The 26579-nt window shown below is 65.8% G+C and carries 23 protein-coding genes; 4 read left to right on the top strand and 19 right to left on the bottom strand.

All coding sequences use genetic code 11. The annotated features are described in order from the left end of the window. Window positions 1-3: 3 nt before the first annotated feature. The 18 genes from AC5JDC_RS12065 to AC5JDC_RS11980 form a co-directional block, all read right to left on the bottom strand. Window positions 4-798 carry an ABC transporter ATP-binding protein gene (locus AC5JDC_RS12065; RefSeq protein ID WP_495841561.1) on the bottom strand — a complete coding sequence of 265 codons (795 nt, stop codon included), beginning with the start codon at window positions 796-798 and terminating at the stop codon, window positions 4-6. A 73-nt stretch (window positions 799-871) separates the two neighbouring features. Continuing rightward, a complete protein-coding gene (locus AC5JDC_RS12060; RefSeq protein ID WP_495841560.1) occupies window positions 872-3052 on the bottom strand; it encodes a TonB-dependent siderophore receptor in 2181 nt (726 codons plus the stop codon). A gap of 157 nt (window positions 3053-3209) precedes the next feature. Then, window positions 3210-4103, bottom strand: a complete 894-nt coding sequence (locus AC5JDC_RS12055) for a helix-turn-helix domain-containing protein (protein ID WP_495841559.1) — start codon at window positions 4101-4103, stop codon at window positions 3210-3212. Window positions 4104-4323: 220 nt separating this feature from the next. Continuing rightward, window positions 4324-5478: a class II histone deacetylase gene (locus AC5JDC_RS12050; RefSeq protein WP_495841558.1), complete on the bottom strand. Its 1155-nt coding sequence runs from the start codon at window positions 5476-5478 to the stop codon at window positions 4324-4326. A 46-nt stretch (window positions 5479-5524) separates the two neighbouring features. Beyond that, window positions 5525-6955, bottom strand: a complete 1431-nt coding sequence (locus AC5JDC_RS12045; RefSeq protein ID WP_495841557.1) for an APC family permease — start codon at window positions 6953-6955, stop codon at window positions 5525-5527. An 82-nt stretch (window positions 6956-7037) separates the two neighbouring features. Next, window positions 7038-8231, bottom strand: a complete 1194-nt coding sequence (locus AC5JDC_RS12040; protein ID WP_495841556.1) for a LysR substrate-binding domain-containing protein — start codon at window positions 8229-8231, stop codon at window positions 7038-7040. A gap of 5 nt (window positions 8232-8236) precedes the next feature. Beyond that, on the bottom strand, window positions 8237-9577 hold the full coding sequence (locus AC5JDC_RS12035) for a glutamine synthetase family protein (RefSeq protein WP_495841555.1): 1341 nt from the start codon (window positions 9575-9577) through the stop codon (window positions 8237-8239). After that, on the bottom strand, window positions 9567-10256 hold the full coding sequence (locus AC5JDC_RS12030; RefSeq protein WP_106774607.1) for a TetR/AcrR family transcriptional regulator: 690 nt from the start codon (window positions 10254-10256) through the stop codon (window positions 9567-9569). Before AC5JDC_RS12030 ends, AC5JDC_RS12035 begins: the two co-directional genes overlap by 11 nt. Then, on the bottom strand, window positions 10253-11731 hold the full coding sequence (locus tag AC5JDC_RS12025) for an alpha/beta fold hydrolase (protein WP_495841554.1): 1479 nt from the start codon (window positions 11729-11731) through the stop codon (window positions 10253-10255). The genes AC5JDC_RS12030 and AC5JDC_RS12025 overlap by 4 nt, the downstream gene beginning before the upstream one ends. Before the next feature lie 6 nt (window positions 11732-11737). Further along, window positions 11738-13048: an acyl-CoA dehydrogenase family protein gene (locus tag AC5JDC_RS12020; RefSeq protein ID WP_495841553.1), complete on the bottom strand. Its 1311-nt coding sequence runs from the start codon at window positions 13046-13048 to the stop codon at window positions 11738-11740. A 17-nt stretch (window positions 13049-13065) separates the two neighbouring features. After that, window positions 13066-14118, bottom strand: a complete 1053-nt coding sequence (locus tag AC5JDC_RS12015; RefSeq protein ID WP_495841552.1) for a 2,5-dihydroxypyridine 5,6-dioxygenase NicX family protein — start codon at window positions 14116-14118, stop codon at window positions 13066-13068. Window positions 14119-14534: 416 nt separating this feature from the next. Beyond that, window positions 14535-15353 carry a DeoR/GlpR family DNA-binding transcription regulator gene (locus tag AC5JDC_RS12010; protein WP_495841551.1) on the bottom strand — a complete coding sequence of 273 codons (819 nt, stop codon included), beginning with the start codon at window positions 15351-15353 and terminating at the stop codon, window positions 14535-14537. Between the two features lie 89 nt (window positions 15354-15442). Beyond that, window positions 15443-16213 (bottom strand): SDR family NAD(P)-dependent oxidoreductase, encoded by a 771-nt coding sequence (locus AC5JDC_RS12005; RefSeq protein WP_106774612.1) that lies wholly within the window; start codon window positions 16211-16213, stop codon window positions 15443-15445. Window positions 16214-16222: 9 nt separating this feature from the next. Then, entirely contained in the window at window positions 16223-17320 is a 1098-nt protein-coding gene (locus tag AC5JDC_RS12000; RefSeq protein ID WP_495841550.1) for an ABC transporter ATP-binding protein, read from the bottom strand. A gap of 8 nt (window positions 17321-17328) precedes the next feature. After that, window positions 17329-18150: a carbohydrate ABC transporter permease gene (locus AC5JDC_RS11995; protein ID WP_106774614.1), complete on the bottom strand. Its 822-nt coding sequence runs from the start codon at window positions 18148-18150 to the stop codon at window positions 17329-17331. Window positions 18151-18152: 2 nt separating this feature from the next. Continuing rightward, entirely contained in the window at window positions 18153-19007 is an 855-nt protein-coding gene (locus tag AC5JDC_RS11990) for a carbohydrate ABC transporter permease (protein WP_207771057.1), read from the bottom strand. Window positions 19008-19141: 134 nt separating this feature from the next. After that, window positions 19142-20455, bottom strand: a complete 1314-nt coding sequence (locus tag AC5JDC_RS11985; RefSeq protein WP_495841549.1) for an ABC transporter substrate-binding protein — start codon at window positions 20453-20455, stop codon at window positions 19142-19144. A gap of 75 nt (window positions 20456-20530) precedes the next feature. Beyond that, window positions 20531-21796: an ADP-dependent glucokinase/phosphofructokinase gene (locus tag AC5JDC_RS11980; protein WP_495841548.1), complete on the bottom strand. Its 1266-nt coding sequence runs from the start codon at window positions 21794-21796 to the stop codon at window positions 20531-20533. A gap of 358 nt (window positions 21797-22154) precedes the next feature. Here AC5JDC_RS11980 and AC5JDC_RS11975 point away from each other — a divergent pair, with 358 nt between their 5' ends. Continuing rightward, complete coding sequence (locus tag AC5JDC_RS11975; RefSeq protein WP_495841547.1) at window positions 22155-23198, top strand: hypothetical protein; 1044 nt, start codon at window positions 22155-22157, stop codon at window positions 23196-23198. A 105-nt stretch (window positions 23199-23303) separates the two neighbouring features. Here AC5JDC_RS11975 and AC5JDC_RS11970 read toward each other — a convergent pair whose 3' ends face one another. After that, window positions 23304-23726 carry a hypothetical protein gene (locus AC5JDC_RS11970; protein ID WP_495841546.1) on the bottom strand — a complete coding sequence of 141 codons (423 nt, stop codon included), beginning with the start codon at window positions 23724-23726 and terminating at the stop codon, window positions 23304-23306. A gap of 237 nt (window positions 23727-23963) precedes the next feature. Here AC5JDC_RS11970 and AC5JDC_RS11965 point away from each other — a divergent pair, with 237 nt between their 5' ends. Genes AC5JDC_RS11965 through AC5JDC_RS11955 form a run of 3 tightly spaced genes read left to right on the top strand, consistent with a single transcriptional unit; the run spans window position 23964 to window position 26413 of the window. Then, a complete protein-coding gene (locus tag AC5JDC_RS11965; RefSeq protein WP_495841545.1) occupies window positions 23964-24179 on the top strand; it encodes a hypothetical protein in 216 nt (71 codons plus the stop codon). A 12-nt stretch (window positions 24180-24191) separates the two neighbouring features. Further along, window positions 24192-24437, top strand: coding sequence for a hypothetical protein (locus tag AC5JDC_RS11960; RefSeq protein ID WP_106774621.1), 246 nt, complete (start codon window positions 24192-24194; stop codon window positions 24435-24437). Between the two features lie 2 nt (window positions 24438-24439). Next, complete coding sequence (locus tag AC5JDC_RS11955) at window positions 24440-26413, top strand: protein-L-isoaspartate(D-aspartate) O-methyltransferase (protein ID WP_495841544.1); 1974 nt, start codon at window positions 24440-24442, stop codon at window positions 26411-26413. Window positions 26414-26579 lie beyond the last annotated feature (166 nt).

The following is a 26579-nucleotide window of genomic DNA, read 5'->3' as shown; positions in this document are numbered from 1 at the left end:
GGCTCAGATCAGATAGGCCAGCGGCTCGCCGGTCCGCGGATGCGGGCTGGTGCCCATGGCGACGCCGTAGACCGCGGCCAGCACGTCGGGCCGGACGATCTCCGCCGGCGCGCCCCTGGCAAAGACCCGGCCGCCGGTCAGCGCGATGATCTCGTCGCAGTAGCGCGCGGCCATGTTGACGTCGTGCAGCACGACCATGACGGTGATGCCGCGCGCGCCGGCCAGCTCGCGGACCAGCGCGAGAATCTCGGCCTGGTGCGCGATGTCTAGCGCCGAGGTCGGCTCGTCCAGCAGCAGGCAGCGCGTGTCCTGCGCCAGCATCATGGCGAGCCAGGCGCGCTGGCGCTCGCCGCCGGACAGGCTGTCGACCAGCCGTTCGGCGAAGGTTTGCAGGTCGGTCTGGCGCAGCGCTTCTTCGACCTTTGCATGATCCTCATCGCCGAACCGCCCGAGCGTGCCGTGCCAGGGGAAGCGCCCGAGCGCCACCAGCTCGCGCACCGTCATCGCCTCGGCCGGCGGCGTGAACTGCGGCATGTAGGCGACGGTGCGGGCGAACTCGCGCTCGCCGAAGCCGGCGATGTCCCTGCCGAGCAGGCGGATGACGCCGCCGCTCCGCGCCTGCTGGCGCGCAAGCAGCTTGACCAGCGAGCTCTTGCCCGAGCCGTTCGGCCCGACCAGCGCGTAGATGCGGGAGCGTTCCAGCGCCAGGTCGAGCGGCTCCAGGATGGCGCGGCCGCCCGCGACGAAGCTGACGCCGTCGATCCGGTAGAGGGGTTCGTTCGAACTGGCCGGGATCATCCTGTTCCTGTCAAGAAGCGGCGGGAACGGCTCGCGCCGTTCCCGCCAACCATGCATTCGACGGTGCCGCCGCCTACCAGCTGGCGTGTGCCTTCAACTTCACCGATCGCCCTTCGCCGTAGCTGCAGACGTTGACGCCCTGGCAGCCCGAAACATACTCCTTGTCGAAGACGTTGCTGACGTTCAGGTCGACGCCCCAATTGTCTCGGCTGTAGCCGACCTTCAGGTCGAGCAGCGTCACGTCCGGAACCTTCAGCGTGTTCTCCCTGTCGGCATAGGACGAGCCGACATACCGCACGCCGCCGCCGATGCTGACGCCGTCATACCAGGCGTCGCCCCGGAAGGTGTAGTCGGTCCAGATGGACGCCATCACCTCCGGCACGAGGAAGGGCTGCTTGCCGACCAAAGCCGGGTTGGCGTCCTTGGTTACCTTGAGCTCGTAGGCGGTGACCGCGGCCGTGAGCCTCCAGTCCTCGGTGATGTTGACCTTGCTCTCGAATTCGAAGCCGCGCGAGCGCACCTCGCCCGTCTGGACGCTGCTCGGGAACGGATTTTCGGCCGACGGCGCCTCGGCCGTCAGCACGTTCTGGCGGGTCAGGTCGAACACCGACAGGGTGAACAGGCCGTCGATGAAGGTGGGCGTGTACTTGATGCCCGCCTCGTACTGGACGCCCTCCTCGGGATCGAACGGACGGCCGGTGAGCACGTCGGTCTCGAAGATCGGATTGAAGAAGGTCGCGACGCTGACATAGGGCGTCAGCCCGTTGTCGAACTCATAGGCGAGGCCGGCGCGCCCCGACGCCGCGCCGTCGTCCTTGGAGAAATCCGCCGGCGTGCCATAGGCGTTGGGACGATTGTCCGCGTCGATAGCCACCCAGTCATAGCGGCCGTTGAGCGTCACCAGCCAGCCGTCGGCGAAGCGGAGCTGATCCTGGACATAGACGCCGACCTGCTTCTGCGTCATCTCCTGGTTGAGGTACACCGCGCGGTCCCCGCGCGTGCCCGTCACTTCCCCGGTGAAGGGATCGATCGCGGTGAGGCCGAAGGTCGACGCCTGCACATGGTCGAGATTGTAATATTTGTAGTCGACGCCGGCGAGCAGCGTGTGCTCGACCGGCCCGGTCTCGAACCTGCCCTCGATCTGGTTGTCGGCGAGGAACGTCCGTACCTGCGAGTCGTGGCCGAAGTCGATCAGCGTCAGGTTCGGCGTCCCGGCAACCCAGCCGAACGGATAGACGCTGACCTCGTTGATGTCGGCCGCGCCGAAGCGGGCGTTCGAACGGACCGTCCAGCCATTGTCGAACGCGTGCTCGAACTCGTAGCCGATCCCGCCCTGGTCGCGCTTGTATTCGTCGATGTCCGTGTCGGTCGGATTGAAGTCGGGGCGGATGCGGCCGTAGTTCACGCCTCCGGCGACGTAGTCCCGAACGGTTCCGTCGTAGGGCAGGAAGCTGCCGCCGCCGTGGTTCTCGTCGATATGGGTGTAGTTGGCAAGGATGGTAAGCCTCGTGCCCTCGTCGGGCTGCCAGGTGATGCTCGGCGAGATGAAGCCGCGCCAGCCGTCCTGGTCGTCGCTGTAGGTATCGCCGCCAGCGACGCGGCCGTTGACGCGCCAGCTGACGACCTCGTCGCTCGTCACGTCGCCGACGTCGAAGCCCATGTAGACGTTGCCGGCGTCGTTGACGCCCGTCTCGACGTAGCGCTTGCGCTCGAAGGTCGGGCGCTTGCTGACATAGTTGACGAGGCCGCCGGGATTGGAGCCGCCGTAAAGCACCGATGCCGGGCCCTTCAGGACCTCGATCCGCTCCAGCCCGAACGTATCGACGTAGAAGCCGCCGAAGCCGTAGCTGAAGAGCTGCAGCCCGTCCATGTAGGTTCCGGTCGCGGTGGCGTCGAAGCCGCGGATGTAGATCCAGTTGGTGTCGCTGTCGGCGCCGAAGGGCTGCGCGAACACGCCGGCCGTGTAGCGCAATGCCTCGTCGGCCTTCTGCGCGCCCTGCTCGTCGATCTCCTCGCGGCCGATGACCGAAACCGACTGCGGGATCTCCTTGATGTCGGTCGCGACCTTCGAGCCTGTCAGCGTCTTTTTGGCGACGACGCCGTTCACCGGTCCGACGCCGGCTTCCTGGCCGGTCCCTTCGCCCTGCACGGTGATCTCCTGCAGCACGGTCGCCCCGTTGTCCTGCGCCAAGGCCGGCGAAAGCCACGCGACGGCGGACACGCCGCATGCCAGGAAACTACGAAACCTACGCATCAATTGCCCCTTGCAAGCCCCAAACCCCGTCGCGGGCACCGCGCCGGAATAAGTGGACTCCATAACTCTACTTATATCGTGGGGCTTGGACGTTCCTGTCCTTCTTGCTCGTTTTTGGCGTTTTCGACGTTCTCGTCGCGTCGATGATGCAGAAATGTCACTGCTTTCGCGCGAATGTCGCCTTCATCCAGGTGGATGGCGTCACGCCGGCCACCGCCTTGAAGACGCGGGTGAGGTGCGCCTGGTCGGCAAATCCCGCCATCGCCGCGACCTCTGTCAGGACCGAGCCAGGCGAAAGGAGATCCTGGACGCGCCTTATGCGCGTCTGCATGTGCCAGCGGTGCGGCGGCACGCCCGTCGCGGCCTTGAAGGCGTGGCTGAAGTAACTCTCGGAAACGCCGGCAAGTGCTGCAAGATCCGACAGCCGGATGGGCTCGAAGCAATGCTCCTCGATGAATTCGGTGACGCAGCGCAACTGCTGCCGCGAAAGCGCGGCCCTGGGCCGTCCCGCCTCGCGCTCGACCTTGAAAAGCAGCGCCAGCAGCGCGTTGACCAGCCCCTCTCCGTAGAGATCGTGGAAGGGATCGGCGTTGTCGCATTCGGCGGCGATGGCGGCCGCGAGGTTTGCCATGCGCGGGTCCTGAAAGCTCAGCCGGGGCTCGCGCAGCCGGTCGCGGTCCAGCGCGCGTCCGAAGCGCTGCAGAAGCGATGTCTCCGAGAAGTGCAGGTCGAGGTGCTTCATGCGCTTCAGCCCCTCGGCCCTGCCTAGGATTGGCGTTCCGGCCGGCACGAAGCTCATCGACAGCGGCGCGTCGTGCCGGTCGACCCTGCGCATCTCCGGCTGGTCGAGGACGAAGGAGCCGCCGGCGCCGAGCTCCAGCGCCACGAACAGGCGAGGGTCCGGAGAGACATAGTTGCCGCGCGCATCGACGGCGCAATCCACTTCCCAGACGTCGGCGACGACGCCTTTCCACATGCGCCATTTCAAGGCGCCGACCACGGAGAACCCGTGTGTCGAGCTGTGCATCCTCGGACTGAAGGTCGCTTCCATGCTGGGATGATCCCGGTGTCGCCCGAGGGATCCCGTGCGAAAGCCGCGCGCTAAAATATGATTATAGCATTCAAGTTATATCCCGCAACAAGGCGGATCGATTTGGAGATGATGCGTGAGAACCAAAGCGTGCCGTACGAATTCGATTCGATGCGACGCGCTTTGGACTGACAGACCGCGGACCAGACCTTGGCGGTCCGACTGCCACTCCGAGGGACCGCTAGCTTGCCGGGGCTGCTTCGCCGGGGACCGCGCTATAGCGCGGATGCTGCTTCAGCACGGCGAGCTGGGCCGCGTTGAACGCCGCCGAGGGCTGCTGGAGCGAGACCAGGCCGAGATAAGGGTCCACGACCCCGGTGCTCACGCCGGCAAGCTCTTCCAGGACAGCCACGCCGCAGAAGGGCACGGCGGTCTCCGCATAGCCGCCTTCCTGGACGATGACCAGCCGGCCGTCGCACAGCTCCGTGGCGGCCTGCCTGACCAGCCGCGTCATCGTGCGGAAGGTCTCGCTGGTCGCCAGCATGCGGGCCAGCGGGTCGACGCCGTTGGCATCGAAGCCGCTCACCACGACGATCAGGTCGGGACGGAATTCGCGGATCGCCGGCAAGGCTATGCCTTCCATCGCGGCGAGGTACATGTCGTGCCCGCTGCCGGGCCAGAGCGGGATGTTGATGTTGGCGCCCGCGCCGTCCCCCGCTCCGGCGTCGGAAGCGCCGCCGGACGCACCGGGCGGAAAACAATGTTCCTGGTGGATGGAAATGGTCAGCACGTCGCCGCGCCCGTAGAAGCAGGCCTCCGTGCCGTTGCCGTGATGCACGTCCCAGTCGAGCACCGCGATCCTCTTCAAGCCGTGCCTTGCCTTGGCAGCCTCGACCGCCAGCGCGACATTGGCGAACATGCAGAAGCCCATGGGCGTGTCCGGCGAGCAGTGGTGGCCGGACGGCCGGGTCACGGCATAGGCGGTGCGGCAGCTTCCATCAGCCACGTCGCCGACGGCCTGGATGGCGAGGCCGGCCGACTGCTGCGCGATCTCGAAGGCGCCGCCCGAAAACGGCGCGGTGGGATGAAGCGCCCCGCCGCCGGCGTCGCTCATCGCCCTGAAGGCGTCGATATAGGATGCCGGATGGATGCGCAGCAGGTCCTCGCGCGTGGCGGCGGGCGCCTTGCGCCAGTCGAGCCGATCGGTCAGGCCGGACACGTCCATCAGCGATTTGAGGCGCCGCTTCGGCTCGGGCGAATCCGCGTGGCCGCCGCTCGCCATCGGCTGCACCCAGCCGCCGACCGGCAGGACCAGCGCCGCCGGTCCGGCGCTGAACCACAGGCATTTCTCGTCGAAATAGAAAGCTGTCCGCTCGCTCGGCGCGCTGGTGCTCATGATGGTCCTCCGTCCCGTTGAAGGTGAAATCGGCAATGCAGGGCCGTCACCGGTTCTGGCCCATCCGGGCGAAGCGGGCCGGATCGGCCTTCTCCAGCCGGACCGCCAGCAGATAGCCCACGACCGCGGCTAGGGGGATCAGCGACGGCAGGACGATGCCGAGGGCACCGCCCGTCGTGCCGGTCAGGTCGCCGAAATGCAGGAAGATGTAGACGAACAGCGCCGCCATGATCAGACCCGAGACCGCCGGCAGGATGAGGGTCGCCAGGGCCGAAGCATCCGTCGCCTTGCCGCGGAAGAAGACGATCACCGCGAGCGAGGTCACCGTCATCATGCCGAGGACGCCGAGCGTTCCCACCTGGCTGATCCAGGTGAACATGTTGAGCACCGGATCGAGCCCGAGGCCCGCGAAGACCGCCAGCACGAGCAGCGCGCCGATCGTCTGGACGACCGAGCCGATGTGAGGGCTCTGATGGTCGTCATGGGTGCGCCCGAACGCGGCCGGCAGCAGTCCCTCGCGTCCCGCCACGTAGCTGTAGCGGGCGATGTAGTTGTGGAAGGCCGAAAGCGCGGCGAACAGGCTGGACACCAGCAGGACGCCGGCGATCGCGGGCACAGGACCGCCGACATAGCGGCCCGCCAGATCGAAGAACAGCGCCGAGGGGTCGCCGTAGCCCTGGATGGTCGGCACGAGCTGGTCGGCGCCGATGCCGACGATCATCAGCCATGTGGTGAAGACGAAAAAGATGCCGATCATCAGCACGGACAGATAGGTTGCGCGCGGGATGGTCTTCTCCGGTTCGCGCGCCTCCTCGGCGTAGATCGTGGTCGCCTCGAAGCCGATGAACGAGCCGAGGCAGAACAGCACGGCGGCGGTCAGCGAGCCGGAGAAGATCGCATTGGCGTCGAAGAGGTTCAGCGACAGTCCGGCGGCCCCGCCGGCGCCGATGATGGCGAAATCGACGATCAGCACGACGAGGTATTCGAGCGCGACGATGACCACCAGGACCTTGGCCGAAAGATCCACCTGCCGGTAGCCGAGGAAGCCGACGAGAAGGATTGCGATGAGGCTCCATCCCCACCAGGGAAGAACCAGGCCGAATTCGCCGAAGACGCCGGCCGCGATGCCGCCCAAAAGGCCGATCAGCCCGAATTGCATGGCGTTGTAGGCGACCAGCGCCACGATCGCCACTGCACCCGCGGTGCGGCCGCCGAGGCCGCGCGCGGCATAGGCGTAGAAGGCACCGGCATTGGTGACGTGCCGCGACATGGCCACGTAGCCGGCCGCGAAGGCGAGCATGACCAGCGTCACGAAGATGAAGGTCGCCGGAATGCCGGCTCCATTGCCCAGCATGAACGCCAGCGGCATCGCGCCGGCGACGCCGGTCAGCGGCGCCGCCGCCGAGATCACCATGAAGGTGACGGCGATCAGTCCGAGCGAATTCCTGCGAAGTTGATTGGTCCCCACGCTACTCATGTCCATAGTCCCCTCTGAGCTTTATTCCCCGTTGTCGATCCATCCGGCCGCGCGGTTGGTTCCTGCGCCGGCTGTTGCCCGTTCAGCCGGCTGGCCCCGGTCGAGCCGGGATTTCCTTGTCTTGGCGGACATGCCCGAAGGCCGCCCTGCACTTTGCGAGAAAGTCGCCGGCCAGCTGGCTGCGGCGATCCGCCGGCTGGGCGATCGCAACCACCGCGCCCTCCGGAAAATCCTCCTCCAGCGGTATGGCCAGAATTTCCTTGCCTTCGGGCCCGGTTCTCGATTGCGGCGGCTGCGGGACGATCGAATATCCCAGGCCTTGCGCGACCAGTCCCCGCACCATGGCGAAGGACGGCGACTGCAGGCGGACGAGCGGCTGGAGCCGGTTGCGCTTGAACAAGGCGGCGGTTGCCGTCCGGACCGAAGGATAGTCGAGCATGATCATCGGCAACTCGGCGAGATCGGCAAGCCTGAGGCTGGACCGCGCGGCCAGCGGATGCATCGTGCCCACCAGCACATGAGGGGCGGGCGGGCTTATGAGTTCCACGTCGAGGTCGGCCTCTTCCACCGGACCGAAGGTGATCGCGGCCTCGATCCGGCCGGCGCGCATCTGCTCGACCAGATCGTCGTGATCCGCTTCCAGCAGGCGGATTTCGACGTCGGGCCTTTCCCTGGTGAAGTCGGCGACGAGGGCCGGCACGAGCTGGGGGCCGAGGGTGATGAAGAAGCCGATATGCAGCTGGTTTTCCCGCCGTTGCGGCTGATGGTCATCGGGCGCGATCGGGATGGCGCGCCGGTAGCCCCGGTTGGCGTAGACGAGCGGCGAGCGTTGCGCGGAAAGGTCGATCTGCTCGACCTCGCCGATGAAGATGAAATGCGTGCCCCAGAGCAGGGCGGTCTTCAGCTCGCAATCGAGCGAGACGACCGCATTGTCGATGATAGGAGCGCCGGTTGCGCCGCCGTGCCAGGAGATCGCGCTGAACCGGTCCTCGTTGAGATGCTTGAGCCGGCCGGAGAACAGGTCGGAGACGAAACTCTGGTTGCCGGAGAGCACGTTCGCGCAGAACCGCCGGTTCTGCCGGATCGCCTCGCAGGCCGGGCTCAGATGGTGGACGCTGATCAGCAGCGAGGGCTTGCTCGTATCGGCCGAGACCGACGTCATCGATGAGACCGTGACCCCGTATCGGCCGGCGTCGCCGTCGGTCGTGACCACCGTGACGGCGGCGGCCACGCGGCTCATGCCTTCGACGAAGCGGGTGCGCAGGTCGGCATCCATGGCGTTCACCCGAGATCGAAGAACCGCTCCAGCTCCACGTCGGGAACTTTGCGGCGGAACTCGTCGTGCTGGCACTGGCGGGTGGAGGTGAAGGCCTCGACGAAGCGCTCGCCCAGCCAGTCCCTGGCGAAGGCGGAGCCGCGCAGCCGCTCGATTGCCTCCGGCATGGAGCGGGCGAAGTCGCGGCCCGGCTCCTGCGCATAGCCCGAGCCGATAGTCTCCGGATCGGGCTCGATCTCGCCGATGACGCCGGCGACGCCGGCGGCGATGGTGGCGGCGGCGGAGAGATACGGGTTGCAATCGGCGCCGGGCAGGCGGTTCTCGACACGCAGCGACCCCGCGTCGTGGCCGACCAGGCGGAAGCAGGTGGTGCGGTTCTCGAAGCCCCAGGTCAGGCCGGGCGGCGCGAAGGTGCCGGGCGCGAAGCGGCGAAAACTGTTCACCGTCGGCTGAAACACCAGCGTCAGGTCGCCGACATGGGCCTGCAGGCCGCCGAGGAAGTGGCGGAACGTCCGGCTGACCCCGTTCTTCTCCTTCTCGTCCCAGAACAGCGGCTTGCCGGCCTTGTCCTTCAGGCTGACGTGAAGATGGATCGACTGGCTGTCGGCCTTCTCGCTCCAGCGCGGCATGAAGGTGACGGACCGACCCTGCCGCAGCGCCAGCGCGCGGATGAAGTTCTTCAGGAGAACGAGCTGGTCGGCAGGCTCGGTGCCTTCGCCGGCGCCGATGCAGGCCTCCATGAAGCCGGCGCCGATCTCCTCGTGCATCTTGGCGAGGTCGATCCTCAGCGGCTCGCACATCGCGGCCACCGCCTCGTACCATTCGGTCTGGACGACCTGGTAGAGGATCAGGTCGTGGCTGGCATGCGCCGTCGCTGTCTTGAGGTTGCGGTAGCCCTTGGCCCTGGCGCTTTCCGGCGTCTCGTCGAACAGCGTGTATTCCAGCTCCATCCCATATTTGGGCACCAGCCCCGCCTCGGCGGCACGGGCGAGAACGGCTTTCAGGATCGCGCGGGGGCAGATTGTCGCCGACGCGCCGGTGTAGTTCGACAGCACCAGCAGGTCGTGCCCCGGCTTCGACCACGGCAGGCGGCGCGCCGAGGCGGGATCGACCTGCAGCGGATCGTCGTGGAAATCGCCCCTGTCGTCGTTGACGCCGGGGATCGTCAGCATCGCGTCGGTCGGGTCCAGCGCCAGTTGCGCCGGCGACATGCCCATGCCGTTCTTCATGATGCCCCTGAGGCTGCCGGCCGAGACCATCTGACCGCGCAGGAGGCCATTGGTGTCGGTCATCGCCACGGTGGCGAAGCGGCTGGCCGGGTCGGCCAGGTAGTCCTCAACTGTCATGGTCCACCTGCTTGACGGAATGGGCGCGGATGAGCGGCTCGAGCTCGGCGAGGTCGCCCTCGGGATCGGTCGAATAGGCCTTCAGGAAGACCCGCAGGCCGTTGTTGACGTAGCGGGCGATCTCGGCCCGCGAGGGCTGGCGGTCGGGCATGTAGAGCGCCTGCGTGCGCGGCGCCGAGAGGATGAGGCCCCACAGGTCCTGGGCGGCAAGCTCGGCATCCTCGAAGGCCAGCCGCCCGGCGCGCCGCTGGCCGTCCAGATAATCCATGATGCCGCGCAGCAGGCGGTCGGGGCCTACCTCCTGGTAGGCGCGGCCGATCTCGGGAAAGCGCTGCACCTCGCCGACGATGAGCCGGGCGAGCGACAGCATGTCCGGCCGCATCACCGTGTCGGCGTAGTCCCAGGCGAAGCCCAGGAGATCCTCGACCATGCCGCCGGGCGAAGGATGCTCGAACACGTCCAGCATGCGGTCGCGCTCGCCCAGCATCATGGCCGAGAACAGCGCTTCCTTGGACTGGAAGTACTGGTAGAGCGTCGGCTTGGAGAGCCCCGCCTCGACGGCGACCGCGTCCATGGTCGCGCCGGAATAGCCGGTTTCGGAAAAGACCTTCAGCGCAGCCCGGAGAATGCGCCGCTCGCGCTCGATCCTGTTCTGCTGGCGTTTCGGCAGCGCGGTCATCGCGGCAGCCTCCCGAGGAAATCGAGCAGGATACGGCTGTAGGCTTCCGGCTGCTCGACGTTGCAGACATGCCCGGCATCGGCGATCGTCTCGTAGCGCACGTCCGGCCGTCGCGCCTCGGCCAGGATGCGCTCGGCGACGCCGCGGATCTCGGCCGGCGGGGCCAGCCGGTCGTGCTCGCCGGTCATCATCAGCACCGGCATGGTCAGGCGCGAGAAATCGAATCTTTCGCGCGGATCGGTGAAGCAGGCCAGCGCGTCGCGATAGGTCGCCGACGGGATCGCCGCCATCGATTCGAAAAGCTTCGCCTTGACGGCGTCCGAAGCGTACGGGCCGGCAAGCACGCTCACCACCGCCGGCGCGAAGTCGGCCGGCGTCCGGCCCTGGTCGAGCGGCACCTGCCGGCTGACGCGGAACGCCTCGCGCTCCTCCGGCCCGGCCTCCGACATGCCGGTGCAGCCGCCGGAAAGCACCAGCCCGGCCAGCAGTTCCGGGTGACGCATGGCGAACGACGTCGCGATCCACGATCCATAGGACAGGCCGACCAGCACCAGCCGATCCGCGCCGAGTTCTTCCCGTACGCGAAGGATGTCGGCGCAGTAATCGTCGACCGTCGATTGATGCCGGCCGAGCCCGCTGCCGCCATAACCGCGCAGGTCGAGAGAGGCGGCGCGCATGAGGCTGCCGGCGGCCTGCAACTGCGGCAGCCAGTTGTGGCGCGATCCGCCTATGCCATGCAGGAACAGGCAGAGCGGCCCATGGTCGGGACCCGGAGCTACACTCAGTGCGAGGTCCGGGTCGCCAGCAATGACGATGTCCTCCACGCCGCGGGCAGGGCAATCGCATATGGCAAACCGCGATGAACTTCGCTGCTTCGTACCCCCACCCCTGACCCCTCCCCACAAGGGGGAGGGGGACTTTGCGGCCGCTATGCCATGCGAAACCGTTGACGATTGGCATCTGGCGGAGAGGCCAGCCGGTTCCCCTCCCCCTTGTGGGGAGGGGTTAGGGGTGGGGGTCAATTCATCTGTGATAGCCCTGGCGCCGTCGATCCCGCCGGCTGCCTCGGCGAGCGCCTGAAGCCCTGCCTCGAAGATCGCTTTCGTGCCGGCACAGATCTCCGCCAGTCGCGGCTCGGCCGCCGCCACCGTCGCGCTCCACCGCACGACGCTTCCGCCGCGCTCGCCGGCGCTGACGGCGATGCGGGCGTCATAGGCCTCTGCGCCGGCGATCCCCTCAAGATGGGTGTAGGCGAGCGTGCGGTCGCTGTCGCTGAACCAGGTCAGCCGCTCGCGGTAGAGCGTGTCCTCGCCATGGACGGTGAAGGCGCGGACAAGCGCGCCGCCGCCATCGCGCTCGGCGCGGATGGTGGCGATCGCCGGGTGCCAGCTGCCGCAGAAGTCGGAGACGACGGCCCACACCGCCTCCGGCGAGGCGGCAAGGACGCCGACGACCTCGACCGTGTCGCGCGGCATCACCGTCTACCGGGCCGAAGCCGAGGCGGCCGCGTCGCCGCGCCACAGCGAGGTACGCGCGCCGCCCTCGTCGCCCGGTGCCGAGTCGATCTCGTCCATGTCGTAGAGCGCCAGGACGGAAAGATAATCCTCCATGATCTCGGAGGTGAAGGGCAGCATCAGCGCGCCGCAGCGGCTGTCGCGATACATGCGCTCCAGCGGCAGCGACTTCAGCATCGACTGGCCGCCGCAGGTGCGGATCGCCATCGACGTCATCTCGGCCGCGCCCTCCATGACGTTGTACTGCGCGGCATACATGCGCAGCACCTCGCCCTTGCCCGGAAAACCCTTGGCCTCGCCGAACGCCTGCCACCACAGCGCCCGCATGTTGGCGAGGCGCGCATACATCTTGCCGACCGCGACGCGCTTGGTGGCGTACATGCGCCGGTCGATCGGCGGCTGGCCGGGGATTTTTCCCTTGAGATAGTCCACCATGAAGTCGAAGGCGCCCTGCGCCACGCCCATATAGGTCGGCGACAGCGTGATCATCATGTGCGGCCAGTTCGGCAGCGTCTTGTTGAAGATGCCGCGCGGCATCAAGAGGTCGCGCTCGGTGACGAAGACGTCCTTGAGGATCAGGTCGCGGCTGTTGGTGCCGCGCATGCCGAGCGGGTCCCACTCGCCCCTGACGCTCAAGCCCGGCGCGTCCTTGTGGACGACGAACAGCATCGTGTCCTCGTGGCGCGGCTCCTGCCCCTCGAAGACCTCGGTGCAGACGATGGTGTAGTAGTCGCAATAGCCGGCCAGCGACGCGAACTTCTTGAAGCCGTTGATCCGCCAGCCGCCGTCGACCTTGCGGCACTGCGTCTGGTTCGGCTTCGAGGTCCAGTTCTGGCCGCCTTCCGAGATCGGCTGCGAATAGATGGCCTTCTCCGCGATGGCGCGGCGGAACTGGCGCTCGCGTAGCGGCGCGAAGGCCGCCTTCTCCTGCGGCGTCAGGTTGGGCATGTCGAACATGAAGCGCGACCACGCCATGGACGAGTTGTGCATGTTGAAGGTGAGCGCGGTGGCGCCGCAATATTTGCCGATCTCGGCGCCGACCATGGCGTATTCGAACATCGAAAAGCCCCAGCCGCCGAACTCTTCGGGAATGCACAGGCCGAGGAAGCCTTCCGCCGCCAGGTCCCTGTAGTTCTCGACCGGGAAGGAGGCGTCGTCGTCGATCCCCTTGGCGCGGCCCGCGAATTTCTCCCGGCCGAGTTCGTTGACCAGCCGCAGCTTGGCCTGCACCTCGGGTCGGATGCGGGAGAGATCGTAATAGTCGGCAATATCGCTCATGCTTTTCTCCGCGGGCGTCAGAGCGCCAGTTCGCCTTGCAGGACGCCGTCCCTGACGACGACTTTCCCGTCCAGGGTGATGGTGCAGTTGCGCATAGGCAGGTCGAAATGGCCGAGCGTATAGCGGCCGGCATACTGGTTGGCGCCGGTCGACCACAGGAAGGAGCCGGCCAGCGCGCGGAATTCCACAGCCTGCATGTCGCGCTTGTCGTACATCGCCGCCGACACCCAGCGGGCGCGCGGGTGCATGCCCCAGCCGACATGGCTCATGCCGTAGGCGTTGCGGTCGTCCCAGGCTTCCATGTATTCGCGGAAATGGATGGCATCGACGCCGTCGCCCTTGATCGCGGTGACGAAATCGTCCTCGACCGTGAAGTCGATGCGGCTGGTCAGCGTCGTCTTGAACGTCAAATTCATGTCGCCGACGTCCATGACGATGCGGCCGTTGACGCAGTTCTTCCCCGGGAAGGCGAGGCAGAGGCCGCCCGGCCAGTGCGCCACCGCGCCCGGCGTCGTGCCGAAGCCCGGCGTGCCGCCGCAGGGAGCGTCGGTGAGGTCGATGACGAGGTCCGTTCCGGCCGGCGAGGTGACGCGCATCTCGCTGGCGTCGCGCAGCATGCGGACGCCCAGCGCCACCTTAGGGCCGAGCTCCGCCGTCGGCTCGGTGCGTTCCAGGATCTCCGGGTGCTCGTTGGTGACGACCAGCAGGCGGGTGCGGCCCGCCGCCTCGATCTCCGGCCATTCGGGGGCATGGATCAGCCCCTCGACCGTGCAGTCGACGATCACCTCGCAGAGCTTCAGCGCCTCGATGACGGCGCGGTTGCCCTGGATCGCCCAGGACGTGCCGGTGGACTTCACCGGCACCGGCGCGGTCTGGCGTGGCGTCGGCATCTGGATCATGCAGAATTCGGCGCCGAGATCGTGCAGGGCGAGTTCGGACAGATGGACCAGCACCGGGCGCGACTGCGTCTCCGACAGGATCGCGACCCGCGTCCCCCTGCCGATCGCGTTCAGCGCGAACACGCGCCGGAAGCAGTCAAGCCACCGCCCTTCGATGCGCTCTTGCAGCATCGCAAATCTCCCATTGACGATCCGGTGTTTTCGGATTTCTTTACTCGTGAGTTAAGTTTCACGATTTCGGTAAGGCTGTCAATCGCGATTTTCGAAAATCGATGATTATTCGACGATCGTCGGACAGGCCGGCTCAGGCGCGGCTGTCGTTGTCGGCATCGGTCAGGGTTATCTTCCTGAAAGTTATCCCTCTCCTGCGGCCAGCCGGACGCTATCGGTCCTCGCCGCGATGGACCGGCGCGCGGTCGAGAATGAGGCGGATCGGTCCCCGTCGACATCCCAAACAGTTCGAGATCAAAGCGCTGGCGGCCACTGCCGCGCCTACGGCGAGATTGTCGCCGCGCCGCATCCAGCGATGCGCCCTGGCGGCTGCGGTGTAGGAGTGGACCGAGCTAACGCGGCCTAGCCAAGAGAGGCTATTCCTCCTGGGCCGGGACCGGAACAACCGTCAGGTTCGGCCCAAAACTGCCGATGCTTGCCGCGACGGCCGGGTCGATGCCTTCGTCGCTGATAACCTCCGCGATCTGCGATAGATCTCCAAACGTGGCAAAGGCGGGCGCCTGGAACTTCGAGCTGTCGGCAAGCAGGATCGTGCGCCGTGCCGAGCGGATCATCACCCGCTTGATCGCCGCCACTTCCATCGTCGCGTCGGTGAGCCGCGACCCGGTGACGGCATAGGTGCCGATGAAGCAGACATCGGCATGAATGTTCTCGAAGAAGGATTCGCCCGGCTCGCCGACCAGCAGGTGCGACGCGGGACGCACCGTGCCGCCCGCGACGATAACCCGCCATTGCGGAACATTGGCGCCGATCCGCGCGATCTCGATGCTGTTCGTCACCACCGTCAGGTTGATCTGGCGCAACGCGGCGGCCTTGACCGCTTCCACCACGGTGGAGCTGGAATCGAAGATCACGCTCTCGCCGCCCCGCAGCCTCTGCGCGGCAAGGTCGCCGATGGCGCTTTTCTGGCGATGCTGGAAATGCGCGTTGAGCGAGGTTTCACGCTCGAACGTTGCGCGCAGGGGAGGAACGAGAAGCGCGCCACCATGCGTACGCTCCAGATATCCGCCCTCGGTGAGTTGTTCGAGGTCGCGACGGATCGTCGACGGCGACCCGCCGATGTTTTCGGTGAGTTCCTGGATGGAAGCAGTCCCGTTGCGCCGAACATATTCGAGAATCATGGCCCGGCGTTTTGCCGGAATGATTTCGACGCGTTTCGTCGCCTGAGTATCCATTTGGCCGGATCGTCCTTTCCGTCAGCATTCCGGAACGTACCGCCGAATGTAGGCAGGACCTCCGGCCCCGGCGTGCCGCGCTTCCGTAATTACCAGATGGTATATCCGCAATCTACGACCACGATCGAACCGGTCATTGCGCTGGAGGCGTCGGTCGACAGGAACAGGATGGTGGAGGCGATCTCCTCGGCGGTGGCGACGCGCCTCATCGGCGTGCCTTCCATCCAGTGCGGCATCAGCGTGTCGTCGGTAAAGCCGCCGCGCGACATGGCGGTGTCGACATAGGTCGGCGCGACCGAGTTCACGCGCACGCCACGTTCGGCCCATTCGCCGGCCAGCGACCTGGTCATGTGGTGCACGCCTGCCTTGGCGGCGTTGTAGTGAACCTGCCGCTGCGGCTTGTTGGAGATCAGGCCGGACATCGAGCCGACCGTGACGATCGAGCCGCGCCCGCGCTCCAGCATGGCGCGCCCGAACTCGCGACAGGACCAGTAGCAGCCGTTGAGGTCGACATCGACGACCTTGTGCCAGACCTCGTCCGACATCGATTCTCCGGGCGTGTCGGGCCATGCGATCCCGGCATTGGCGACAAGGATGTCGATGCCATGCCTGGCGTTGGCTTCGGCCGCGGCGCGGCCGACGGCGGCGGAATCTGTAACGTCGAGCAAGACCGTCTCGACGTCGAAGCCTTTTGCAGCCAACGCGGCGCGCCCGGATTCAAGCACCGCCGGATCACGGTCGGAAATGACGACGCCGGCACCATGCTCGAGCAGGGCTTCCGCCGTGCAGAGCCCGATGCCCCTGCCGCCTCCGGTGATGAAGGCCCAGCGGCCCGACAGATCGAACTTTTGCTTATACATGACGCTTGCTCATCCTGGCTGCAGTGCTTCGGAGCGGCGCGAGACCGCCCGCCCGTCGGGTCCGAATAGGTGAAGACGTCGTGGATCGACGCCAAGTCTGACGGTCTCGCCCACTTTCGCGGGTGCCCGCTCATCCGTCTTGACGGTCGCCAGTTGCCCGCTTGCGAGCTCGATGTGGGTCAGCGTCTCGCCGCCGAGATGTTCGACCACGGTGACGCGCCCGGCCAACGAACCGTCGGCCATCACCCGCAGCGCCTCCGGGCGGATGCCGATGGTGATCGCGTCGCCGTTCGCCAGCTCGGGCCGGGACGGCAGGGTGACCGCCGAACCGTCCTCGAGAATGGCCTGGGCCGCGTCCGAAGTGCACTGAAACTTGCCTGCCAGGAGGTTCATCTTCGGCGCGCCGATAAAGCCTGCGACGAAGGTGGACACGGGATTGGCGTAGATTTCCATCGGCGCGCCCACCTGCTCGATGCGGCCGCCATTGACGACGACGATCCGGTCGGCCAGCGTCATCGCCTCCACCTGGTCGTGCGTGACGTAGATCATCGTCGCATCGAGTTCGTGATGAAGGCGGGCGAGTTCTATGCGCATCTGCATGCGCAGGGCCGCGTCGAGATTGGACAGCGGCTCGTCGAACAGGAACACCTTTGGATTGCGCACGATGGCGCGGCCGATGGCGACGCGCTGGCGCTGGCCGCCGGAGAGCTGGCCCGGCCGCCGGTCGAGATAGGGCTCGAGCTGCAGAATGCGCGCCGCGTCCCTGACCTTGCTCTGCCGTTCGGCCTTGGGAACACCCGCCATGCGCAGCGCGAAGCCCATGTTGTCCGCGACGCTCATATGCGGGTAGAGCGCGTAGGACTGGAACACCATCGCCAGCCCACGCTCGTCCGGCTGAACGTCGTTGACGCGCTTGCCGTCGATGGCGAGGTCGCCGGAGGTGATCGTCTCCAGCCCCGCGATCATCCGCAGCAACGTCGTCTTGCCGCAGCCCGAGGGACCGACGAGCACGATGAACTCGCGGTCGCGTATCTCCAGGTCGACGCCCTTGACGACCTCCAGGCTGCCGTAGTTCTTGCGGATGTTGTTGAGCGTGACGGTCGCCATCGATATCCCTACTTGACTGCGCCGAAGGTAAGGCCTCGTACCAGCTGCCGCTGCGTGATCCAGCCGAAGACGAGGATCGGGCCGATCGCAAGCAGCGACGCGGCCGACAGCTTGGCCCAGAACAAGCCCTGCGGGCTCGAGAACGAAGCGATGAATGCAGTGAGCGGCGTGGCGTTCGACACGGTCAGGTTGATGCTCCAGAACGCCTCGTTCCAGGCCAGAATGATGGACAGCAGCGCTGTCGAGGCGATGCCTGGCGCGGTCAGCGGAATGAGCAGGTGGATGAACTGCCGCAACGGACGAGCCCCATCGAGGCGCGCCGCTTCGAGGATCTCGCGCGGCACTTCGCGGAAGAAGGTGAACAGCATCCAGATGATGATCGGCAGGTTGACCAGCATGTAGAGCACGACAAGGCCGATGCGGCTGTCGAGCAGCCCCGCAGACTTGAACATCAGGTAGATCGGCACGAGCACGCCGACCGCCGGCATCATCTTGGTCGACAGCATCCAGACGAGCAGATCCTTGGCGCGCTTGCCAGGGTGGAATGCGAGCGCATAGGCGGCCGGGAGGCCGACCGCCAGCCCAAGCAGCGTCGACCCGACCGAGACGATGACGCTGTTGAAGAAGAAGTGAAGATAGTCGGCGCGGTCCAGAACCTGCTCGAAGTTTCGCAGCGTCGGCTCGAAAAAGATCAGCGGCGGACTGGCGATCGCTTCGGGCTCCCGCTTGAAGGCCGTCATCGCCATCCACAGGATGGGAAAGAACATTATGATCGCCAGACCCCATCCGGCGACGGCGGCGAAGATGCGCTGAGTCAGAGGCCGCTCCATCGTCAGCGATCCAGATTGTGGGAGATCGTGCGCACGAGGAAGTACGCGACGATGTTGGCGAGGATGATGGCGATCACGCCGCCGGCCGAGGCCCAGCCGACATTGTAGTCGAGCAGCGCCACCTTGTAGATCAGGAAGGGCAGCGTCGTGGAGGCGTTGCCGGGTCCGCCCGCAGTGGTCACGAATATCTCGGCGAAGACCGACAGCAGGAAGATCGTCTCGATCATCACGACGATGGTGATCGAGCGGGCGAGGTGAGGCAGGGTGATGAAGCGGAAGAGCCGGAGGCCCTTGGCCCCGTCCATGCGCGCGGCTTCCACCTGGTCCCGGTCGAGGGATTGCAGCGAGGTGAGCAGGATCAGCGTCGCGAACGGGATCCATTGCCAGGCGACGATGACGCCGACCGAAAACAGCGGCCATTGCGCGAACCAGTCGACGACGGGCAGGCCCAGCGTGCGCGAAATATAGGCGAACAGCCCGTTCACGGGGTGCATCAGCAGGTTCTTCCAGATCAGCGCGCTGACCGTCGGCATGACGAAGAACGGTGCGATGCAGAGGAGCCGTGCGATGCCGCGCCCGGGAAACTGCTGGTCGAGCGCCACCGCGCAGGCAAGGCCGATGACGACCGACGCGACGAGGACGCCGGCGACCAGGAAGATCGTGTTGGCCAGCGCGTTGAAGAGGTTCGGATCGGTGAACAGGAAGACGTAGTTGCGGAAACCGACGAAGCCGCCCGCCGAGGCGTCGAGCAGGCTGTAGCGCTGCATCGAGAACCACAGGGTGAGCGCCAGCGGCACGATCATCCAGATCAGCAGCAGGATCACCGAGGGCGCCAGCAGCGGGCGCGTCGAGATCATCGGACCGATACTGTCCGTGGAAGCGTTGCGTTGCATGTCGTCGGTTAAGCACCTGCGAGGGCACGGCCGTCAGGCCGGGGAACGATGGAGAACCGGGCCGCCATGACTGGCGGCCCGGCGCGGGCTTGGGAGGATTACTTCTTGGGGTAGCCCGCTTCGTCCACGGCGCGCTGCGCGATGGCCTGCGAAGCCTTGAGCGCATCGTCGATCGACTTCTGGCCGGCGATTACGGCGCCGAACTCCTGGCCGACGGCGGTGCCGATCGACTGGAATTCGGGAATGCCGACGAAGCCGATGCCGCGATACGGCACGGGCTCCTGCGTCGGGCCGTTCACGTCGGCCGACTGGATCGTATCCATCGTGATCTTCGCGAACGGCGCCGCCTCGATGTATTCGGCATTGGCATAGGTCGACTGACGCGTGCCCGGAGGTACCGTCGCCCAGCCGGTGTCCTCGGCGACCAGGTCGATATAGTCCTTCGAGGTCGCCCAGTAGATGAACTTGTTGGCCGCCTCGGGCGACTTCGACGAGACCGGCACCGCCAGCGACCAGGCCCACAGATAGTGGTTGCCCTTGTCGAACTTGCCGTACGGCGGATAAGCGTAGCCGACCTTGTCGATCACCGTGCTCTGGTCGGGATCGGCGAGGAAGCCGGCCGACACCGTCGCGTCGACCCAGATGCCGCACTTGCCGCTGGCGAACAGGGCGAGATTCTCGTTGTAGCCGTTGGAAGATGCACCCGGAGGGCCGTACTTGTTGAGAAGGTCGACATACATCGCCAGCGCCTCTTTCCACTGCGGCGTGTCGAGCTGTGCCTTCCACTGTTCGTCGAACCAGCGGGCGCCGTAGCTGTTGGCGGCCGGCGTGATCTGGCCGACGTTCTCGCCCCAGCCGGGCTTGCCGCGCAGGCAGACGCCGTAGACGCCGTTGGACGGATCGTGAATCTTCGCGCCGACATCGCCGATGTCCTTCCAGGTCGGCCGCTCGGGCATGGTGACGCCCTTCGCCTCAAGCAGATCCTTGCGATAGAAGGTCATCTGGCTCTCGGCGTAGAACGGCAGCGCGAAGAGCTTGCCATCGAAGGACAGGCCGTCACGCACCGACTGGAGAACGTCGTCCAACTCGTATTCTGCCGGCACGTTCTCGAACGGAACCAGCCAGCCGCGCTCACCCCACATCGGCGCCTCGAACATGCCGATGGTCATGATGTCGTATTGGCCGCCATTGGTCGAAATGTCCGTCGTCAGACGCTGGCGCAGCGTGTTTTCCTCGAGCACCACCCAGTTCAGCTTGATGTCCGGGTTCTGCTCTTCGAACTGCTTCGACAGGCGCTGCATGACGACCATGTCGTTGTTGTTGACGGTGGCGACCGTCAGCGTCGTGGTCTGCGCCAGCGCGCTGCCGCATAGCAGCATCGCGGCGAGCCCTCCCAGTACGACTGATTTCATTTCCTTCCTCCTCTCAAGTGCCGGTGCGCCGGCGTTCCGCAGTGAACCTTCGGCCGGACCGCGACGCCGGCCGCCTCAAGCCTCCTCCCGTTCGCGTCCGGCTGCCGCGCTGGTGGCTCCCAGCACCAGCAGGCACCCGGCCGTGAACGTGTCTCCAAGTCCGAGCGTCGTGACAGGTCGCGCCAGATAGGGGCTCGGCACGGCGACCACGCGCCATTTGCCGACCCGCGCATCGGCTGCGAAAGGCGGCGTGCCGAATTCGGCCTTCGCCGGCGGTCCGCTCGGCACGACGGGACGGCCTTCCGACGCCCGGCAGCTCGACAACAGGCAGCCGGCCATCAGCGCGTCGCGCTCGATTTCGGGGTCGTCCAGCGTGACACTCGCCGCCCAATGGTCGGCGTGGACGCAGACGCGGCGCAGATGCAGGCGGTCGCCGAGCTCGGCCATCTTGCGAGGCAACAACGCCGTATCCGCGCTCTCCGGATAGATGTCGACGAGTTCCGACTGGCTCATCCCGATCGAGCTGAGGCGCCCCTCCGCGGCTGCTTCCAGCATCAGGTCGCGCTGTCGCGGCGTGTCGATGCCGCTCATCTCGAGGTGGATATGGGGCATGCCGGCCGCATGCCATCTGCGCGTCAGCCCGAAGACGCGGTCGAGCTCGCCGGGAAGTTCGGCGAGGGAGATGGCGCCGAACCCCGCGACCAGCCCGGAACCCGCGTCAGCGCCCGCACGCACGGACGCGGCCTCGAAGTCGTCGTCGTGCTCAAGGCCGGGATCGTCGAAGCGCACGATGATCCGTGTCGAGCGGGTGGGCATCACGTCGCCCACGGGCACGCCAGCCGTGTATTCGAAGATAAAGATGTTCGGGCGCCGAACGCCGCGCCGTTTCACCTGCGCCGCGGGCAGAAGCGCATCGCCTTGCGCGAGCAGCACACGTTCCGGCAGGTGCGACAGCATGTGCTCGCTGCGATCGCCAAGATTGAGCACCGCAGGCGCCCGCAGCGTGGAAAGCACCCAGCTTGCATGCGGGCCGGTGCCGCCGAGCGAATAGCGGGGCCTGAGCCGCTCGGCCAGCCATGCCGGGCCCTCCGGCCACTCGACACGCACCTCGCCGCCGATGCCGCGGGCAGCCCTGCCTTTCAGCATGTTCGCGAAGGCGACTGCGCCGGGCGGCTCGGTCGCCTCGATAAGAGCCGTCATCTCGCCCATGTTGATGGTCGCGTCGACGCAGGCGCTCATGCCGCAGAACGTCAGCGGCGCACCCGCAGCAATGGCCGGCAGTCGTCCGGCCAGGTCACGATAGGCAACAGCAATCGGCGATCGATCCGAAATGGTCAACACGCGCTCCTCCCACGCGGGTTCGCAGTTTTCCTCATTCTTCGCTCTCTCGGCACGTTGTCAACCAAAAAACGTCAAAAGTGTGCAAATTGCTCAATACTGACATTTGGTCTGCATATCGTGACGCGCCATCCGCGAAATTGCGAGCTTGGGCCCTGTATCCGGTAGTGGATATGGGATTAATGGCTCCTTGCGCAGCCGGGATATTGCATGCGTCTAAGGCTATGCGCGCGCTGCCTCTTCGGCGGCACGCAAACTTTGCTCTGGATTTTGGGGTTTTTTGATTATATGTGGCGGATTGAGAGGGGCGGGCCGATGGATACGGCAATACGCCTGGCGCGATCACGCAAGAGGAGGCTTCATGCTGCGGCTGGATCAGAAACTCGAGAACATCCGGAGCGGCCGCTACAAGCCGTCCGATTTCATCATCGCCGACGCCAAGGACAGCGACATGGGTTCGGGCGTGACGGGAACCGGATTCTTGCGAAACGCGGACGGCACCCAGGGCCGGCAGCGTACCCGCGCAGAGTTCCTGGATGCGATCGAGGAAGTCGTACGCCAGGACATCGTCGACATCATGCTGGTGTCGGTCGCCAATCTCGACGTTCTGCATGAGCGCGGCGCTTTCGCCAAAAGCGCCGTTAAGCCTGCGATACGCGCCAACGAGGCCACCGACTGCTGGGGCTCTGTCCGCCACGGCCGCTACGCGCATCACGCTTCAAGGCCATTCCGGACCGCCCATTTGCCGCAGGTGATGTGGGGTACCGAGAAGCCTCAGCCGGGACAACCGGTGACTGGCACCGACCTCGGCCTTTATTCGGTGACGTTCAACAACGACCTCGACGCCGACATGGTGTCGCTGAGCGCCTTCGCCGACTTTCGGCGAGACGCCGCCGCGTCCGGTTTCAAGTATTTCTACGAGGTTTTCGTGCCGAACGTCGACTGCGGTCTGACACGCGAGCAAATCGGCGAATACATGAACGACTGCATTCTGCGCTCTCTGGCCGGCGTCTCGAAAGCCGACCGGCCGCAATTCCTCAAAATCGCCTACAACGGACCCAAGGCGCTCGAGGAGCTGGCCAGTTTCGACCCGTCACTGGTCGTCGGCATTCTCGGCGGCGGCGCCGGCACCACGCGCGATACCTTCGAACTCGTTGCGCAGACCGAGAAGTACGGCGGCCGAGTCGCTCTGTTCGGCCGCAAGATCAACCTGGCTGAGGCGCCTCTCGCGTTGATCGCGCTGATGCGCCAGGTCGCCGACGGCGCCATCAAGCCCGAGGAAGCAGTGCGGGCCTATCACAGCGAGCTTCAAAAGGCCGGCCTCGTCGCGGCCCGCAAGCTCGACGACGACCGCGCCATATCCGACCCGATCCTCAAGCCGGCCGCGGAACTCAAGGCCGCCTGACCACTGTCGCCGCGACGTCCCTGAACCGGCACCGTCAGCTTCGGTGCCGGCATGCTGCGAAAGAAGCGGCGCCTCCTTCGTTTGCGACAGACACGATCGGGAAGGCTAATCCGGCGGCTGTTCCGGCACGGTACCGGGAGGAATCACGGGGGTGGTTCCCGTGTCTGGAGGCGGTTGCTCAATCTCGCGGTCACTGGTGGGCGGCGGCGTCAGCACGCCGTCGCAATTTTCCAGCGACGGGCGATGGCCATCGCCTGCCTCATCCTGGCGGGCGCCCGCACCGTTCCGCCCGGTGCCTTCGCTCCTGTCCTCTGGCTCGACCTGACAGGGGTCGGTCGGCGCGGCATGATGATTGTCATCTGGTGTTTGGCCGGCCGCCAAGCCGATGGCGCCCATCCAGCCCAGCAGCGTTGCTGCCGCCACGACGAGCATCCGAGTCTCAGGTCGAGCGGGAAGAAGGACCGGTTCCGGATTCGGGTCATCCGGCGTTGGCTGCGGATCATTGGGATTTGGCGTGGGATCGGTCATGGCATACTCATTCCGGCGCTGCCAGACTAATTCGAGCGCGAGCGATCTGTTCCCCGTCGCGGTGCAACGCTCTGAATTCAAATAGGAATGACGCGACGGACAAGCCGCGGCTCGGATAGTCCGGAACCTCCGCCTTCTTCACGAGTTCGTACGCGCAAGGAGGCGTTGGTTGCGGCGGCGAAGCTGCATTTCCCAAAAGGGCGCCGTCCTGTCCCATGCGAACGAGGAAGAGGTTCGATGAGCAATCAACATCCAAAGACTCACAGGCCAACCGACAAGGATCTGCGGGAAAATCCGGGAATCGGCACCTCCAGGGGTACGATCAAGGGCGGCGAAATCCTGGATGAAGACGAAAGCCTCGATGGCGACAACACCTTCGAGGGCGATGTCGAGAACGACGTCACGCGGCAGGGCGGCGTCGATCCCAATCAGACGGGTCGTACCAACAAATAGCAGGAGGCCGACATGGCCGGCAAGAAAACCCACGAGCAGCAGCTCCGTATCATCGAAAAGCGCGAGAACACCAGCAACGCCGGCGACGATTTCAATGCCGAGGAAGAACTGAAGCGCTCGAAACGGGAGCGGGAAGCGCATCGTGGAGGCACCCGGCTTCGCGATGAGGGGGTCGAACTGACGGACAAGGACGACCGCCAGATCATCCGTGGCGAACGTCAGGAAAGCGAGCATCACAAGCGCCGCGCGGACGATTGATCGTGCTGGACTACGAACACGCCAGACATCGCATGGTCGAAGCGCAAATCTCGCGGCGAGGCGTGCGCGACGAACGGGTGCTGGCTGCCCTGCGTCAGGTCGCGCGTGAAGCTTTCGTCGACGAAGGGTTCGAGGAGTTTGCCTACGAGGACAGCCCGCTGCCCATCGGCAGCGGACAAACGATCTCGCAGCCCTTCATCGTCGCGAGAATGACGGAAGCGGCCGAGATCGAACCATCCGACCGCGTTCTGGAGATCGGCACCGGCTCCGGCTATGCGGCGGCGATACTGGCCGAGCTTGCCTCCGAGGTCTTCACCGTCGAGCGGCATCGCGAACTGGCAAGCCAGGCCGAGGAGCGGCTGCACGGTGCCGGCTATGGACATGTAACGGTAAAGGTCGACGACGGGACCAAGGGCTGGCCCGAGGAGGCGCCGTTCGACGCGATCGTCGTGGCAGCCGGCGGCCCTTCCGTGCCGCTATCCCTGCAGGAGCAACTGGATATCGGCGGACGCCTGGTGATTCCGGTAGGAGATCGGCGCGGAGAACAGCGCCTGTTGCGCATCACGCGCGTCGCTGCCAACAAGTTCGAGGAAGAGGATCTTGGCGGCGTGATGTTTGTGCCTCTTGTGGGCGCGGAAGGCTGGATCGATGAAGATGACAGACTTTCACCGCACCAGACCCGGAAATCGCTTCCGGAACTGATCGCCGGAACTGCGGAAGACCTTCCGCCCATCGACGATCCGGCCTTCGGTACGAAATTCGATCGCTTCGGCGACAGGCGCGTCATCCTCCTTGGCGAAGCGAGCCACGGGACGTCGGAGTTCTACCGAGCCCGCGCCGCGATCACGCAGCGTTTGATCGAGAGGCATGGTTTCACGACCGTCGCGGTCGAGGCGGACTGGCCGGACGCGGCTTATCTAAATCGGCACGTTCGAAGCCTACCGCAACCGGCCGGGGTATCGCTGCCGTTCCAGCGCTTTCCCCGGTGGATGTGGCGCAACACCGACGTCGCGGCCTTCATCGCCTGGCTGCGCGGGCACAACGACGGGGTCAAGGATGCGAGCCGGCAGGCCGGTTTCTACGGCCTCGACCTTTACAACATGAGCGGATCGATTGCCGCCGTGCTGGCCTATCTGGATAAGATGGATCCGAGTGCCGCGGCTGTCGCGCGGGAACGCTATGGCTGCCTGACACCCTGGCAGAACGAGCCCGCCACCTACGGCCGCGTGGTGTTGCGCTCCGGCTACAGGGCCTGCGAGGACGCCGTGGTCAGGCAGTGTCGCGACCTGCTTGAGCGTTCGCTGTCCGAGGACAACGGTGATCTCCTGGATGCCCAGCAGAGCGCGAGGCTGATCGCCTCTGCCGAGAAATACTACCGCGTCATGTATTATGGCGGCGCCGAGACCTGGAACCTGCGTGACAGGCATATGTTCGAGACGCTGGAGCGCCTTCTCGACGCGGCAGGCCCGGATTCCAAAGCGGTGGTATGGGCACACAATTCGCATATCGGCGATGCACGCCATACCGACATGGGCTCGGTGCGCGGCGAGCTGAACGTCGGCCAGCTTTGCCGCGAGCGATACGGCAACAAGGCGGCGTTGATCGGCTTCGGTACCCACTCGGGCAAAGTCGCCTGCGCCTCCGATTGGGACGGCGAGATGGAGATCAAGGAGGTCAGGCCCTCCGTACCGGACAGCGTCGAGCGCCTATGCCATGACAGCGGCAACCGTTCCTTCCTGCTGGATTTTACGCGCAACGATGCGGTTTCCGACGCGCTTCGGGCGCCTCGTCCGGAACGGTTCATCGGCGTTATCTACCGTCCGGAGACGGAGCGCCTCAGTCATTACATCGACGCGGCGGTGTCGCGGCAGTTCGACTCCTTCGTCTGGTTCGACAAGACTTCTCCGATCACGCCCATGGCCGGCAGTAAGGGGCAACCCGGCAAGGTGCCCGATACGTTTCCGTTTGGCGTGTAATCGTGCCGATGGCACATGCAGGCGCGCCTCGCGTCGAGCCGTCCGACAGCCGGTCGCCCCATCGTCCGGGCCGATCCCTTTCTGCTGCGACAGGCAAAGCATGGCACGGCCGTCGCGGATTTCCTTGGCGGTGACGATCCGTGTTGCCAGCGAACAGTGCTGCCAC

This window comes from Kumtagia sp. (assembly GCF_059502445.1).
The sequence above is the reverse complement of the archived record's forward strand: the minus strand, read 5'-3'. Positions and strand labels throughout refer to the sequence as shown.

Bases quoted from the DNA above. Each gene is read 5' to 3' on its own strand.
- AC5JDC_RS12045 (WP_495841557.1), bottom strand. From the start codon at position 6,955: ATGAGTAGCGTGGGGACCAATCAACTTCGCAGGAATTCGCTCGGACTG.
- AC5JDC_RS12005 (WP_106774612.1), bottom strand. From the start codon at position 16,213: ATGTATAAGCAAAAGTTCGATCTGTCGGGCCGCTGGGCCTTCATCACC.
- AC5JDC_RS12000 (WP_495841550.1), bottom strand. From the start codon at position 17,320: ATGGCGACCGTCACGCTCAACAACATCCGCAAGAACTACGGCAGCCTG.
- AC5JDC_RS12030 (WP_106774607.1), bottom strand. From the start codon at position 10,256: ATGACCGCGCTGCCGAAACGCCAGCAGAACAGGATCGAGCGCGAGCGG.
- AC5JDC_RS11960 (WP_106774621.1), top strand. From the start codon at position 24,192: ATGGCCGGCAAGAAAACCCACGAGCAGCAGCTCCGTATCATCGAAAAG.
- AC5JDC_RS12015 (WP_495841552.1), bottom strand. From the start codon at position 14,118: ATGCTGCAAGAGCGCATCGAAGGGCGGTGGCTTGACTGCTTCCGGCGC.
- AC5JDC_RS11995 (WP_106774614.1), bottom strand. From the start codon at position 18,150: ATGGAGCGGCCTCTGACTCAGCGCATCTTCGCCGCCGTCGCCGGATGG.
- AC5JDC_RS11975 (WP_495841547.1), top strand. From the start codon at position 22,155: ATGCTGCGGCTGGATCAGAAACTCGAGAACATCCGGAGCGGCCGCTAC.
- AC5JDC_RS12010 (WP_495841551.1), bottom strand. From the start codon at position 15,353: ATGGATACTCAGGCGACGAAACGCGTCGAAATCATTCCGGCAAAACGC.
- AC5JDC_RS11990 (WP_207771057.1), bottom strand. From the start codon at position 19,007: ATGATCTCGACGCGCCCGCTGCTGGCGCCCTCGGTGATCCTGCTGCTG.
- AC5JDC_RS11965 (WP_495841545.1), top strand. From the start codon at position 23,964: ATGAGCAATCAACATCCAAAGACTCACAGGCCAACCGACAAGGATCTG.
- AC5JDC_RS12060 (WP_495841560.1), bottom strand. From the start codon at position 3,052: ATGCGTAGGTTTCGTAGTTTCCTGGCATGCGGCGTGTCCGCCGTCGCG.
- AC5JDC_RS12050 (WP_495841558.1), bottom strand. From the start codon at position 5,478: ATGAGCACCAGCGCGCCGAGCGAGCGGACAGCTTTCTATTTCGACGAG.
- AC5JDC_RS12020 (WP_495841553.1), bottom strand. From the start codon at position 13,048: ATGAGCGATATTGCCGACTATTACGATCTCTCCCGCATCCGACCCGAG.
- AC5JDC_RS12040 (WP_495841556.1), bottom strand. From the start codon at position 8,231: ATGGATGCCGACCTGCGCACCCGCTTCGTCGAAGGCATGAGCCGCGTG.
- AC5JDC_RS12035 (WP_495841555.1), bottom strand. From the start codon at position 9,577: ATGACAGTTGAGGACTACCTGGCCGACCCGGCCAGCCGCTTCGCCACC.
- AC5JDC_RS11970 (WP_495841546.1), bottom strand. From the start codon at position 23,726: ATGACCGATCCCACGCCAAATCCCAATGATCCGCAGCCAACGCCGGAT.
- AC5JDC_RS11985 (WP_495841549.1), bottom strand. From the start codon at position 20,455: ATGAAATCAGTCGTACTGGGAGGGCTCGCCGCGATGCTGCTATGCGGC.
- AC5JDC_RS12025 (WP_495841554.1), bottom strand. From the start codon at position 11,731: ATGCCGCGCGACACGGTCGAGGTCGTCGGCGTCCTTGCCGCCTCGCCG.
- AC5JDC_RS12055 (WP_495841559.1), bottom strand. From the start codon at position 4,103: ATGGAAGCGACCTTCAGTCCGAGGATGCACAGCTCGACACACGGGTTC.
- AC5JDC_RS12065 (WP_495841561.1), bottom strand. From the start codon at position 798: ATGATCCCGGCCAGTTCGAACGAACCCCTCTACCGGATCGACGGCGTC.